General features: G+C 49.8%; 10 protein-coding genes and 1 riboswitch. Of the genes, 7 read left to right on the top strand and 3 right to left on the bottom strand.

What is annotated here, in order from left to right; genetic code table 11:
- Window positions 1–454 precede the first annotated feature (454 nt).
- Complete coding sequence (locus tag QQZ12_RS02345; RefSeq protein ID WP_284723911.1) at window positions 455–1,135, bottom strand: metal-dependent hydrolase; 681 nt, start codon at window positions 1,133–1,135, stop codon at window positions 455–457.
- A 459-nt stretch (window positions 1,136–1,594) separates the two neighbouring features.
- Between QQZ12_RS02345 and QQZ12_RS02340 the strand changes: the two genes are divergently transcribed.
- The 5 genes from QQZ12_RS02340 to QQZ12_RS02320 are packed head-to-tail and all read left to right on the top strand — an operon-like array spanning window position 1,595 to window position 7,266.
- Window positions 1,595–3,025 (top strand): YheC/YheD family endospore coat-associated protein, encoded by a 1,431-nt coding sequence (locus QQZ12_RS02340; protein WP_102991843.1) that lies wholly within the window; start codon window positions 1,595–1,597, stop codon window positions 3,023–3,025.
- Complete coding sequence (locus QQZ12_RS02335; protein WP_284723910.1) at window positions 3,025–4,122, top strand: YheC/YheD family endospore coat-associated protein; 1,098 nt, start codon at window positions 3,025–3,027, stop codon at window positions 4,120–4,122. The genes QQZ12_RS02340 and QQZ12_RS02335 overlap by 1 nt, the downstream gene beginning before the upstream one ends.
- 10 nt (window positions 4,123–4,132) lie before the next feature.
- On the top strand, window positions 4,133–5,500 hold the full coding sequence (locus tag QQZ12_RS02330; protein ID WP_181353093.1) for a YheC/YheD family endospore coat-associated protein: 1,368 nt from the start codon (window positions 4,133–4,135) through the stop codon (window positions 5,498–5,500).
- Between the two features lie 15 nt (window positions 5,501–5,515).
- Entirely contained in the window at window positions 5,516–6,814 is a 1,299-nt protein-coding gene (locus QQZ12_RS02325; protein WP_284723909.1) for a YheC/YheD family endospore coat-associated protein, read from the top strand.
- Entirely contained in the window at window positions 6,796–7,266 is a 471-nt protein-coding gene (locus tag QQZ12_RS02320) for a GNAT family N-acetyltransferase (RefSeq protein ID WP_154987965.1), read from the top strand. The genes QQZ12_RS02325 and QQZ12_RS02320 overlap by 19 nt, the downstream gene beginning before the upstream one ends.
- 29 nt (window positions 7,267–7,295) lie before the next feature.
- On the opposite strand, the gene QQZ12_RS02315 is transcribed toward QQZ12_RS02320, so the two are convergent.
- Entirely contained in the window at window positions 7,296–8,336 is a 1,041-nt protein-coding gene (locus QQZ12_RS02315; RefSeq protein WP_284723908.1) for a C40 family peptidase, read from the bottom strand.
- A 185-nt stretch (window positions 8,337–8,521) separates the two neighbouring features.
- Complete coding sequence (locus QQZ12_RS02310; RefSeq protein WP_054096094.1) at window positions 8,522–9,937, bottom strand: SpoVR family protein; 1,416 nt, start codon at window positions 9,935–9,937, stop codon at window positions 8,522–8,524.
- Between the two features lie 555 nt (window positions 9,938–10,492).
- Window positions 10,493–10,655, top strand: a riboswitch (M-box (ykoK) riboswitch).
- Window positions 10,656–10,751: 96 nt separating this feature from the next.
- On the opposite strand from QQZ12_RS02310, the gene mgtE reads away from it, so the two are divergent.
- Window positions 10,752–12,101, top strand: a complete 1,350-nt coding sequence (mgtE, locus tag QQZ12_RS02305) for a magnesium transporter (RefSeq protein WP_102991838.1) — start codon at window positions 10,752–10,754, stop codon at window positions 12,099–12,101.
- Window positions 12,102–12,464: 363 nt separating this feature from the next.
- Window positions 12,465–13,739, top strand: coding sequence for a M14 family metallopeptidase (locus tag QQZ12_RS02300; RefSeq protein ID WP_284723907.1), 1,275 nt, complete (start codon window positions 12,465–12,467; stop codon window positions 13,737–13,739).
- Window positions 13,740–13,913 lie beyond the last annotated feature (174 nt).

Genomic DNA, 13,913 nt, shown 5'->3' with positions numbered 1-13,913 from the left:
GGGATGTCTTTTTCTCTTTTTGACCAAAGGATCGGTTGAACTTGCAGAAATAACACAAGCAATCTAAGTAACCATTGATAACGTCGAAATATTTTGATAATCTATATTTGGAAAACAATTAGCTTAAAGCGGCAATAAAACAACAACCCGCAATATTCATTTAACGGAAGTGAGGGGGATTTATATGTTGTTTAACTATTTTGTAGCTGTTGGCGGCGACGACGATACAGAACAATAGTTGTTTAAAATTAAAGCGGCTACCCGTAAACGCGGTAACCGCTTATTTATATGTCGCATCTTTCTTTCCTGTACACCACAGCCTTTTACCAGCCATTTTGCACAAAAAAAAGAGACGGTTTCCGGGGCCGTCTCTACCAAAGGGGGTTTTCATCCTGTAATCATTTTAGATGAAAACCATTACAACCACGTTACAGAACAGTTACAAATAGATATGTCACAATTCAAACGATTGACCTGGTGCGAGAGCATGGCCTTCGATTCCCTTCTCGGCGAGCTGCTTGATAAAGTGCTCCCCATCTTGCTCGATCAGCGGGAAGGTGTTATAGTGCATCGGAATTACCCGTTTGGCGCCGAGCCATTCCGCCGCCAAGAGGGCATCGTCTGGTCCCATGGTGAAATTGTCGCCGATGGGTAGCATAGCCAGGTCGATCGGTTTGCGGCCAATCAGCTTCATGTCGGAGAAGAGCGCGGTGTCTCCGGCATGATAGATAGTGGTGCCATCCAGGGTAAGCACGAAGCCGGCCGCGGGTCCCATATAGACGATTTGATCGTCTGCTTCATATCCTGAACCATGCAGGGCAAGCACCATTTTCACATGGCCAAACGGAAAGGCGTGCCCCCCGCCCAAAGCCATACCATGCGCTTTGACGCCCTGTTTCCCCAGCCACACCGACAGTTCGTGCGCAGCGATAACGGTAGCGCCGGTGCGCTTGGCGATGGCCACCGTGTCCCCCACATGATCGCCGTGGCCATGGGTGACGAGAATATAATCGGGGTTGAGCTCCTCCGCCTTCACTTTGGCCTGTGGATTGCCAGTGATAAACGGATCGATCAACAAACGTGTGCCACGATGTTCGATTTCAAAGCATGAATGGCCGTGAAATGTTACTTTCATGCCATCGTCCCCTCCTCTAATCTTGTTACGCTTCTTCCACAATTCTTGCACCGGTGCGATGATGTTGCGTTTGATATCCGACAGGAAGATTTGGAAACGCCGGTCCGTTTCGAGGTATGCCCTCTAGGCCGGAACTCCCTGAATCGCCAAGCCCAGTGCCTGCATCTCCTCATGTTGCTTTGCAGTAGGTTCTTGTCCCTCCAGATCGCGGTCTTCATCTCCGCTCACATCTTATGTAAGATGCTTGGCATGTCCACGCCAGCCGATGGGCACCATCGTATGGATTGACCATGGGTTTCCATCTCCCTTGCCCATCGTAACACGATTTTCGCAATGGCGCCAAGTGACAAGCCGTGATTCGCCAAACGCACAAACACGAGTTGCCAAGCCTGTTTTATTCACTCCCGCATATTGGCCTACATACCATACATTAGTTAATTCAGGCGGAAGGGGATTACCATGGGGCTGGCAAAAGTTCAAATTCAGATACTACCCAATCAGCAGTTTCCCGAACACATCAATATCATGATGAGCGATCAATTGGCTAAAAAACTAAATATCCACACCGACATGCTATGGGTCTCTTTCGGCAGCTCCGTCACCACGGGTGTTATCGGTCGGCTGAGACGCGCCAACCACAAGGTTATCTTTATCAGCAGTTATTTGGCCAACAAATTGCTCCTGCCCGCGCAGCCACACACGGTTGTGCAATTTGACTCCCGTTCTCTCCGTTTGCGCCTCGCTCCGTTGTTCGGCATCTTAATCAGCAAAATCCCCCAAACGGATAACGACGAATTGTTCGGTCCGATCACCCGTTTCCTGGACGAATGCGATGCCGCCGCATTGAACCAGGGAATCAGAGTAGCCGTTGTGTTGGCAGACATGATCGATCCGGATCGTCGTGGAATCAAAGGGTGGATTAAAGCAAACAACCGTTGGCTGGCTGCCGCACTCCCGCTGCCTGATGTCATCTACAACCGCATCACTTCACGCAAGATCGAAGAAAAGGAATCCGTTCAAGCCAAATTGGCTCGCTTGAAACACCAGTTTCACATCCCCATCTTCAACGAACGGTTTCTCAACAAACTGGAAGTGTACCAGATCCTGTCCAAAGACGAGCGCATGCACCAGTACCTGCCAGAAACCTACACCTACCACACCGACAAATGCAGAGAGTTTCTTTCTCGCCATGCCGTCGTTTACCTAAAACCGACCAATGGCAGTCTGGGGCAGGGGATCATCCGCGTGGAGCAATCCGGCGGCGGACAATGGCTCTACCAATCGGCGACACCCAACGGCACGCTTTCCAAAACGGTGCCTTCCAAAAAAGAACTACTCCACCTCCTTGACAAAAAAATAAGAAAACAACCTTACATCATGCAACAAGGACTTAACTTGGTCAAACTCGGACGGCGGCAAGTCGACTTCCGCGTCCTCGCGCAGAAAAACATTCAGGGAAAATGGCGCATCACCTCTTCTGTCGGCCGCATCGCCAATGACCAACACATCGTTTCCAACTTGGCGCGAGGCGGCACCATTCGCAAGACTGGCGAATTGCTGAATGAATTGCCTTTGACCACCAAGCCCAGCATCAACGACATTCAGCACGCCGCCTTGTCGATCATCCACTCGTTTGAAGAGTGGGTCGGCGGGCATTACGCCGAATTGGGCATCGATCTCGGTATCGACACCAAAGGGAAAATATGGCTAATTGAGATCAACTCCAAACCCTCCAAAACGGACGACACGGTCATCAATCCCACCTCGCAAACAAGGCCTTCCGTCGCCAGGCTGATCGATTATGTGCAGTATCTTGTGTTGTACCGGCGCCATGCACATGCCCCTCCTTCACATGCGCCCCACTGGACATCACGAAGGAGGAAACATTAATGATGAAACAGACGTTAGGCATCATCGTGTGCCGGGAAACGGGCGTGAAGAAAACGCCTCCGTTTTACGAAACGCCTTATTTTATGCAACTCGCGCAAGAGGCCCGCAATTGGGGGATGGATATTTTCGTGTTCGTCCCGACGGACATCAGGTGGGATGAACGAACCGCGACTGGGTGGACCGTCCGGTTGGACGACACATGGGTCAAGACGGTCAGACCGCTCCCCAACTTGATATACGACCGTTGCTATTACCACAATTTACGAGAATACCATTTTTATAAACCTTATATCAAACGTCTGTGCTCTGACCCGAAGGTCCGCTTGCTCGGCACACCGCTAAAAGGGAAATTGCAAACATACGACATACTGAAACAAAACCCGGAGCTTCATCCTTTCCTGCCTCCCACCCGTTTGTACCAATCTCCGGCGGATGTGTTCGAATGTATCGCCAAATATCGTGGGGCTGTGACGAAGCCCAACGGTGGAAGCCATGGCCGGGGTGTCGCCGCGATCATCCCCGCTCAGGAAGGATATCTGGTGCGCGGCCGCGACCAACAGAACCTGATTGTGTCCCGCTATTTCAAGAACGATAGGGAACTGTCGAGTTGGCTGGACTCCTTCATCCGGCAGTCCCGTTACATCGTTCAGCCTTATCTTTCTTTATACACTTCCGATCGCCGTCCCTTTGACATTCGCATCTTGATTCAGAAAAACGAACATATGCAGTGGGAAGTCACCGGCATGGCCGTCCGCACCGGCAAACCGAAATCAATCACTTCCAACCTCCACGGTGGCGGAGAAGCGATAAACATCCAAAGTTTCTTGAAAACCCACTATGGACAGCAAGAGATGGATTTTATTCTTGCACAGTTGTACCAGATCAGCGAGACGGTACCACACACGATTGAAGCCCACCACGGAACATTGGTCGAATTGGGCTTAGACATCGGTATCGACCGGCTAGGCCGCATTTGGATTCTGGAAGTAAACTCCAAACCGGGCCGCACCATTTTTTTGAAAACAGGCGAGTTGCAACTTCGCCAGCGAGCTGTTCAACTTCCCATCCGCTATGCACGCGCTTTACTCGAGCAGTAGGAGGGTCACCATGAATTCAATCATGTGCAACGTCAAAATCTCAACCCAAGGGCTAAATCAAGCGATCGGCCTCAGCCAATCACTCATGGAGCGATGGGGTTGTACAAACGGGCAGTCCATCAAAGTGGAATTAGGAAATCGCACCATCATCACCCAAGCGCGCCGCATTCCCCATCGGGGCGAAAAAATTTTGATTTCCAGGGAAACCGCCAAATATTTGGCCCTCCCCTATTCAAATGAGTTTCGCGCGCGATATGAAAACCGCTCCCTCAAGCTGGGGCCTGTGATCGGCATTTTTACCACCAGTTTTTCAGGAAACGCGGATCAACCTTTTGGAAAGCGTTCACCCCTGTTTAAAGAGTTTATCAAGGCAGGGTTGGAAGAACATCCGATCATCTATGCATTCACCCCTGATCTGGTGGATTGGCAAAACCGCCTCATCTACGGTTGGCATATCGTCGGAAACAAGTGGAAACAAATCAAGGCTCCCTTCCCCGATGTCATCTATGAACGGATACCTAACCGAACCATCGAAGCGCGCGGTTATGTGCAAGCATGCCTGAACCGGTTCAAGAATGAATACAACTGCCCGATCTTCAACCAGGGCTTCTTTAACAAATGGAAAATTCACCAGTGGCTAAGCAGTCATCCACATACCGCAAACCTGGTGCCTGAAACGTATCTGTCCCCATCCATCTCCACCATCAAACAGATGTTGGATCGGCACCAAATGGTGTACCTCAAGCCGAGTGGCGGGAGCTTGGGTTTAGGGATCTTTCGCATCACCTACGATCCCGAATTCGGCTACTATTGCCGCTTCCGAGAGGGAGACCGCAATGTCCTGCACCGGTTCCGTTCCTTGCACAAATTGGTGCACCATTATTTTGCTAAAGAGCCGACCCGCTTTCAAAAATACATCGTACAACAAGGAATTCGCCTGATTAAGCACAAAGACCAACGACCCGTCGATTTTCGCGTCCATCTGCACAAAGACCGGTTTGGGGAATGGACCGTGGTTGCCATCGGCTCCAAAGCGGCCGGTCCAGGCAGCGTGACCACGCATGTGCGCACCGGCGGGAAAATCATCCCTACCGACCAGATTCTACGCGATGTGTTCCACGAGTATGCGCCAACCGTCGAAGCCGGGGTTAAGCAAGCGAGCATCACCATCGCAGAAACTTTGGAACAACACGTAAACGGTCCGCTCGGGGAGTTGGGCATGGACATGGGCGTCGACAAAAGCGGCCGAGTGTGGCTGTTTGAAGTGAATTCCAAACCGGGGCGCCACATTTTCCACCATCCCAGCTTAGTGCACGCCGGCCACCGCTCGGCGAAAATGGTCACCGAATACAGCCTGAACCTGACCAATTTCATCTAAAAAGGAGGAGGTATCGTGAACCCCCCACACAAACACAAACGCAAACGCACCACTGCAACATCGAAAAAAAAGAGGTCTTCGGTCTTTCCGGGCATGCTTGACGCCACGCTCAGCTATCAGCCTTCCCCCTCCTCCTCTGTTGACGAAAGCCGGGGAGGGGCGCAATTGGAGCGACTTTACCAAAGCAAGCAATCGTTGGGCCCATTTATCGCCATCTTGACCTCTGACGGGGGCAAACCATTCCAAGGAAACCACGCCAATTTTGCCGACCTGATCCGTACCGGGCGCAAAATGGGAATCACCGTCTATGTCTTGACCCCAAGCGGGTTGGCTTCCCGAACGGAAACCACCGTGACCGGCTATCTGCTAGATCCCACAGCCCCTGGGTTGAAGTGGATTCAGGCCAAACTGCCCATTCCCAACGTAGTTTACAATCGGGTGCCCAACCGGCGCGCTGAACAAAGCCCTGACGTGCAAAAGGCGATGGAAACCATTTCCGGTATGCCCGGCGTCCACTTGTTTAACCCCCACTTTTTTGACAAGTGGACCCTCCATCAGCAACTTGCAGCGTCAGACACATTAAAAAAGCTGGTTCCCTACACCTTGAAGTGGACACCCGACTTACAACTTGACGAACTGCTAAAAAAATATCCCCGCTTGTACTTAAAACAAGTGGACGGAAAAGCGGGGATCGGCATGATGCGCATATCCCGCATAAAAAAAGGGGTTGAACTCATTTACCAAGACAAAAAAGAGAAGATGCGAAAAACATTTACCAGTGTCGATGCATTGAACCAAACCGTTCAGCAGTTGACACAACAACTTCCCTATCTGATCCAACAAGGGATCCCCTTGGCAACTTTTGAAGGACGGCCGTTTGATGTGCGCATGTTGTTGCAAAAAAACAATCAGGGAGAGTGGGGGATGACCGGAGCCGGGGTTCGGGTCGCCGGACCGACGTCGATCTCCACTCATGTCCCGATGGGAGGACGCATTGAAAGTCTGCATCGGGTAATCGGGCATACCTTTAAGGAAAAAGCCCCTGAGATATTGAGCAAAATCAAAAAAACCGGTTTGGAGCTGGCCAAATACATCGAATCCAAACAATCCTCCGCCTTAGGGGAAATGTCAATCGATTTAGGTATCGAAGAAAACGGCACCCTCTGGTTTTTCGAAGCCAACGCCAAACCGATGAAATTCGACGAACCCGACATCCGCCGACTCTCGCTGTTGCGCATACTTGAATACGCACTTTACTTGAGTGGTTACCAATTGACAGGGGAGGCCATGAAAACATGCTCATCCGAAACTTGACCCCCCGGCAGTTGGCGGCCAATCTGCCAGCCGTGTTAAACTTTATGAAACGTTATGGCGACGGGCGCATCACTCATCGCGCGCTACGGTGGCTAAAACAGCTAAACACGACGGCTCAGCCAGAAGGCACTTTTCTCGCGGTAGCGCTACACCAACGGAAACTGTCCGGGGTTATCGCCATCGGGCACTACGGCCTGCAAGAAGCCATCATCGCCGTACATCCCGACTTCCGAAAACAAGGGGTAGGCGAGTCCTTAGTGCGGCACACATTGGATCGAATAGGCAAACTTTATACTCGTGTCGCCTGTGACAACACTGCCAGTTTAAAGCTTTGCTTCCGTTGCGGGTTGGTCGCCTTCGACCTCTTCAAAGGGCCGACCGGAAAACCCACGTTATGGCTGGGTGGTGGGAACTTTGATCCGCAAGAAATAAAAAACAGCCCTTTGCCGTAAAATGGCAAAGGGCTGTTTGGCTATCCGATTTATTTGATTACGCGTTTGGCGGTAACATACGATTTTGCCAACCAATCCGTAGACAGGCTGTCGTAGCGCACGCCGCCTTTACCGTAGGTGTGGAGAATCTTGCCATCCCCGACATAGATGGCTACATGACCCACATTGGGCGCAGTATCTTTACGGGTGAAGAAGACCAGATCCCCTTTTTGTAATTGGGATTTGGATACCGTTTGACCGACTGTCGCCTGTTGGCGGGAAGAACGTGGCAAGGAAATACCGTGCTGCTTGTACACATATTGAACAAAAGAAGAACAATCAAACGTGGCGGTTTGTCCCGCTTTGGCACCAAATTCGTATGGTGTGCCCAAATACTTATGCCCTGTTTGAATGATTTTGTCTGCGAGTGCGAGTCGTTGTGCATCTTCATTTGATTGTTCTAGATTTGTTCCGGGCTTGTCCGCAGCTTGGTTGCCCGCATTGGTATGATCCACGCCAGCTGGTACGACACGCTTCGCTGAAACCAAACCCCATTCCAACCATGGAGTGGACAATGAATCAAAGCGCACGCCACCCTTACCGTAGGTGTGCAACACTTTGTTGTTACCTGCGTAAATACCCACATGGGCGATTTTTCCGCCAGAAGAACGGAGTTTAAAGAAGAGGAGATCCCCTTTTTGCAGTTGGGACTTAGCTACACTCTTGCCGACCGTTGCCTGCTGACGGGATGAACGTGGCAAAGAGACGCCGTTTTGTTTGAACACATGTTGCACAAAAGAAGAGCAGTCAAAATACCGGGTGTCACCGGAACGCGCCCCGTACTTATATGGAGTGCCCAAATATTTTTGACCAGTCTGGATAATTTTGTCACCAAAAGTTTGAACATTCTGAGTTTCGTTGCTCGCGGCATTTGCTTTTTGAATGCCAATATTCACTAAAACATTTTGCCAAAAACCTTTTTCTCCCGTTTCTGTGACGACATTAGACGCACTAAACGGAACCACAACCGAAAGCATGGTCGTTACCGCAAGTGTGCCTGTGACTTTGGTAAGATGTTTTTTGGTTAACATCGAATCCCCCTTGTCATATTTAAATTGGACAGGCTGTTACCCTGCGAACGACCTCATGTTAACACAAAAGACAATTTTAGGATTATGCAATGATTTCCTTTTCAAAACCACAAGCAAAAGAAAAAGCCCTGGAGATTCCCTCCAGAGCTTGATCACGCTTGGTTTTTACACTGGTGCCCCACTTGTCACACAAACCTGCGCGTGCATTTTTTTCCATTGTAGCAAAAGACCACTTTTCGCCCTTCAACCACTGTTTCCAAATGAACGGAACGCCCCCAGCACGCATAAACATGCGGCAAGGTGTTCTCGAGATACTTCAAATCCAATTCAACCCCTTCATACCGGTGCACCAGATACAACTCCCCGTTTTGAAGGTAGTCCCCATCCTGAACCACGATCACCGGATGCCCCCCGTTGATCCGGCTCATTACCAACTCATCCCGCACATGCTCCCAGTTTTTATCCGTGATCGTCCATTCGTTTCCTTGCCGCTGATACACGTATAAATCCAATTCTTCAACCAGTTCCTTGGTCAAATAATTGCGCAAAAAGGAGATATCCGACTCCAATTCCCGCACTTCGAACAGCTTTTCCCGCCCTTGGCCGGGCACCCTGCCTAATTCCCGCTGTTCTTCCTCCGTCGGATGGTTGTAGCGCTTCTCGATGTCCTCAAACATTTTCAAACCAAGGTAATACGGGTTGATCGACGTTTTGGACGGCATCAGGACGGAAGCGTTCAACTTGGCGAATTCAATCGTTTCCGCCTCATCCAAATCCAATTCCCGCATGATGCGGATGTGCCAATATGAGGCCCAGCCCTCGTTCATGATCTTGGTCTCCAGCTGTGGCCAAAAATACAGCATCTCCTCCCGTAGCATCGTCATGATGTCCTGTTGCCAATCTTCCAAAATGCGACTGTGATGCATTAGGAACAACAGCAAATCCTTCTCCGGCTCCTCTGGAAAACGCTTTTTGCGGGGGAGAGGACGCGTTTCCTGTTGGACGTCGCGATCTAGCTTCCACAAGTCTTCATACAGGGAGGGCGGTTTACGTTTCGGCTCCGCCTCCGTTTTTCGCTCCGACCGCCGGTGGCCCCGTCTGGCATCGAGCAGGCTGGGATTGATGTGTTCTTGGATGGCTAAGACATGATCCAAGAAATCTTCCACCACGTCTTTGCCGTATTTCAATTCATAAAACCGAATCCGCTCCGCGCTCGCTGCCATGCTTTCCACCATGTCTCGCGAGGTATTTGAAAAGCGGCAATTGTTTTTAAAGAAGTCGCAGTGAGCCAGTACATGCGCCACAATCAGCTTGTTTTGAACTAAGCTGTTTCCTTTGAGCAAAAACGCGTAACACGGATTGGAGTTAATCACCAACTCATAGATTTTACTCAGGTTTAAATCGTATTGCAGTTTCATCTTGTGAAATGCTTTCCCGAAGCTCCAGTGGGAAAACCTGGTCGGCATGCCATACGCGCCAAATGTATAGATAATGTCTGCCGGACAGATTTCATATCGCATGGGATAAAAGTCCAAGCCAAACCCTTTGGCGATCTCCGTAATCTCAGCAATCGACCGCTCCAATGCTTTTCTATCCTGCATCAACGCTCATCCCCTTTCCAACAATCATCGTCTTAGCCGCCTTACGATCCAAGACGTCGGCAATGTCCGTTCATCCCATCAATTGCAAAATACGAATCTAAAGGCGGCGCACCCTCCCCTATATGTTTCTATCTTTGCTTTTATCTATTAAATGCAATGGTGTGAGGATTGGTATATGCACTTGCTAGGGCGTGTCTGCTGAATCAAGTTGGTAGGGAAGAAGCAGCGGAAAAACCTTTTCTCGAGGAGAGCCGATGCACAAGTGAAGCGAATGAGAAAATGGTTTTGGAGCCGCTGGCCTATTCATCAGACACGCTCTAGAGTAAACCGACGATGTGATGGAAAGAGGGAGGTGGGTGGAAAACCGGAAGTGCTACGATGAGGGGTGTACGGTCGTTCAATATAATTATACAGAATTTTCTATTAAAATTCAAGCGACCGCCCTTTCTCTCGCATATCCGCGACGGACACATTTGCCTTCGCCGTCATAAAATAAATTGACAATTTGATTTCGCGGAAGTTATACTGACTACGTTGAATAACTACATCCTTTTTTCTTATCTCTATTAGGTGAGGCTCCTGATCGGAGAGACGCTACTGCCCAAAAATGTCGAGAGACACCAATGGGTCAGCAGGAAAGATCGGAACGAAGGTCTTTTCTAACGTAGCTGGCTTAGCCTATGCCGTTCAGTGCCAAAGCTCAATGAGGGAGATAAGCAAAGTGAAGCTCATTTTTGCCATGGGCTTATTTGCCTTGCACCCCTCTTCCTAATGGAGTGGGTTTTTTTATTGTTTGAAAAAGGGGGGGGACTGCATGAACAATGCCCTGCTGAGAAGCGAAATTGAACTAACGCTCAAAAGCCCGCTAGACACGGAACGCTTGCTCGATCTATTGGATCAGCTCCAACCTTTCGACCTTGCGGAAGTGTTGCGGGAGTTGGATGAAGCGGCTCGCTTGGAATTGATTACCCACTTGCCCTTAACGGACGCCGCAGAAGCCATTGAATACTTGGAGCCGGAATTGCAATACAGCCTCTTGAACCGCTTGTCCGATGACATCGCCTCGCCGCTGTTGAAACAGATGTCCAGTGACACGGTAGTAGACATGTTGCTTGCGGTGCATCCGTTGCAAGCGGAAAAAATGCTCCGCCTGCTTCCCGCCGATTATCGGGAACAGATCAACAACTTGATGAGCTACCCCGAGTACACCGCCGGAAGCTTGATGACGGTCGACTACATTTCAGCCCGTGCTTATTGGACTGGAGAACACACGATCAACCATATCCGCAAAGTCGGACACGAAGCGGAGATCGTCTCTTACATCTATGTCACTGGCACACGCGGGGAATTGATGGGCATCGTCTCCTTAAAAGAAATCATCCTTGCCCCACCACAGACGCACCTCATCGACATCGCCACCACGGAGTTTATTTCCGTGCCGGCCGAGATGGAGCAAGAAGAAGTAGCCCAAATCTTGTCACGCTATAACTTCTATGCCCTACCTGTCGTTGACCACCAACGGAGATTGATCGGTATCATCACTTACGATGACGTGGTAGATGTCATTCATGAAGAAGCCACCGAAGACATCCACAAGCTGGGCGGTAGCCAACCTTTGGATGAACCCTATTTCAAAACGTCCATTTTCAGCTTGTACAAGAAACGAATCGTCTGGCTGATGATCCTGTTTGTCGGAGGTGCTTATACCGCGACTGTGTTGGAGAGTTACCAAAGCACATTGGATCAAGTCGTCGCCCTTTCGTTTTTCATTCCATTGCTGATCGGCACCGGCGGCAACACCGGTTCTCAGATCGTGAGCACTCTGGTTCGAGCTCTTGGCATCGGCGAAGTCAAATTTGGCGACCTTTTTCGGGTGATGCGTAAGGAGATGTTGACCGGCCTGTTTTTGGGGCTTTCCCTCGGCGTGATCGGCCTCATCCGTGCCGCGATGATGGGTGTGGAAACGTCGATTGGCTATGTGGTGGCATTGTCCGCACTGTTTATCGTCTTATGGTCTTCCATCGTTTCCGCGATTTTGCCCTTGGTTCTCCACCGGCTCAAAATTGACCCGGCTGTCGTCTCGGGACCGCTGATCACCACGTTGGTTGATGGCACTGGCTTGATTATTTATCTCAGCATTGCCAAAGTGATTCTCAACATATGAAACTTAAACGAATTGAGGTTGATGAACCTTTGAGTACTGAGCAGAAGAGTAAGGCAGGTACCGCTTGACCTTTCCGATTGGACGGATAGGACGCAAGCCGTACCTGCCTTATCTGCGTTTAGGAAGCAATTTGCAAACTGTTTTACCTCTTAATTAAAAGGATAATTTTTTACTCTAAAGAAGGATTATTTAGAAATAACATAGAAATTCATTTTATATTCAGAATAATATATCACAAATAAATTCCCCTTAACACGCAATTCATCCATTCCAGAAATGACAACCGTTCGACCAACTCCCCACCGGAAAGGAGTGAATTTTCAACTTTTTGTTCATCACTTTATTACTTCAGGAGGAATCAACATGAGAAAAAAATGGCTTTCGTTGTCATTGGTGCTTGTGTTGATCGTCGCATGCGTGCCCGCGCTCGGTTTCAGCCAGAATATCGAAAACCCTTCCATTTTCGATTTGGGCATCAAGCTCTATAAAATCGACGGCGTCAGCACCAAAGAACAGCGTTCAGCGATCACCTCAACCGGTGCGGCGATTGAAGAAGTGGGCAAAGATTACGTCAAAGTGCTGGCCACACCTGCCGAAGCCAAGCAGATCAAGCAAAAAGGCTTTACCGCTACTGTAGACACCTCAGTGACCACACAAGATTTTCCCTCTTACGACTCCGGATACCATAACTACAACGAAATGGTCAACAAGATCAACACCGTCGCTTCCAATTACCCAAACATCGTCAAAAAGTTTAGCATCGGCAAATCTTATGAAGGGCGCGAACTGTGGGCTGTGAAAATCAGCGACAATGTCGGCACAGACGAAAACGAGCCAGAAGTGCTGTACACTGCCCTCCATCATGCCCGTGAACACCTCACCGTCGAAATGGCACTTTACACCCTCGATTTGTTCACGCAAAACTACAACCATGATTCTCGCATCACCAATCTGGTGAACAACCGCGAGATATATATTGTGTTTAACATCAATCCCGACGGTGGAGAATACGACATCTCCAGTGGCAGTTACAAATCTTGGCGCAAGAACCGTCAACCCAACTCCGGGTCCAGCTATGTAGGCACCGACCTCAACCGCAACTATGGTTACAAATGGGGCTGCTGCGGCGGCTCTAGCGGTAGCCCTTCCAGTGAAACCTATCGCGGGCGCTCAGCCTTCTCCGCACCGGAAACCGCCGCCATGCGTGACTTCATCAACAGCCGCGTTGTCGGTGGCAAGCAGCAGATCAAAACACTGATTACATTCCACACCTACAGCGAATTGATTTTGTATCCCTACGGCTACACCTATACCGATGTCCCGAGCGACATGACGCAAGACGACTTCAATGTATTCAAAACCATGGCCAACACGATGGCTCAGACCAACGGATACACCCCACAACAAGCGAGTGATCTCTACATCACCGATGGGGATATGACCGACTGGGCCTATGGACAGCACAAAATCTTCGCCTTCACCTTTGAAATGTACCCAACTAGTTACAATCCTGGCTTCTACCCGCCAGATGAAGTGATCGGGCGGGAAACCAGCCGCAACAAAGAGGCGGTCTTGTATGTCGCTGAAAAGGCAGACTGCCCGTACAGTGTCATCGGTAAATCCTGTAGCACCAAATGACCTTCCGACGGTCAACGCCGGGCTCCTAATGGAGTTCGGCGCATTTTTTGTGGGGAAGAAGCGGCGGAAAAATGGTTTTGGAGTCGCTGGCCTATGCATCAGACACGCCGTAGAACCTATAAAACCATATTGCATGAAGCTGGAGGCGAAATGTGTGCTATATTGAAAAAAACG

Origin of the sequence: Laceyella tengchongensis (genome assembly GCF_900182735.1) — a bacterium.
GTDB classification, from domain to species: domain Bacteria; phylum Bacillota; class Bacilli; order Thermoactinomycetales; family Thermoactinomycetaceae; genus Laceyella; species Laceyella tengchongensis.
This window is presented reverse-complemented; position numbering and strand designations above follow the sequence as displayed.

Excerpts from the sequence above, each read along its gene's own strand:
- mgtE (WP_102991838.1), top strand. The coding sequence starts at position 10,752 with ATGAACAATGCCCTGCTGAGAAGCGAAATTGAACTAACGCTCAAAAGC.
- QQZ12_RS02320 (WP_154987965.1), top strand. The coding sequence starts at position 6,796 with ATGCTCATCCGAAACTTGACCCCCCGGCAGTTGGCGGCCAATCTGCCA.
- QQZ12_RS02315 (WP_284723908.1), bottom strand. The coding sequence starts at position 8,336 with ATGTTAACCAAAAAACATCTTACCAAAGTCACAGGCACACTTGCGGTA.
- QQZ12_RS02310 (WP_054096094.1), bottom strand. The coding sequence starts at position 9,937 with ATGCAGGATAGAAAAGCATTGGAGCGGTCGATTGCTGAGATTACGGAG.
- QQZ12_RS02330 (WP_181353093.1), top strand. The coding sequence starts at position 4,133 with ATGAATTCAATCATGTGCAACGTCAAAATCTCAACCCAAGGGCTAAAT.
- QQZ12_RS02335 (WP_284723910.1), top strand. The coding sequence starts at position 3,025 with ATGATGAAACAGACGTTAGGCATCATCGTGTGCCGGGAAACGGGCGTG.
- QQZ12_RS02300 (WP_284723907.1), top strand. The coding sequence starts at position 12,465 with ATGAGAAAAAAATGGCTTTCGTTGTCATTGGTGCTTGTGTTGATCGTC.
- QQZ12_RS02345 (WP_284723911.1), bottom strand. The coding sequence starts at position 1,135 with ATGAAAGTAACATTTCACGGCCATTCATGCTTTGAAATCGAACATCGT.
- QQZ12_RS02340 (WP_102991843.1), top strand. The coding sequence starts at position 1,595 with ATGGGGCTGGCAAAAGTTCAAATTCAGATACTACCCAATCAGCAGTTT.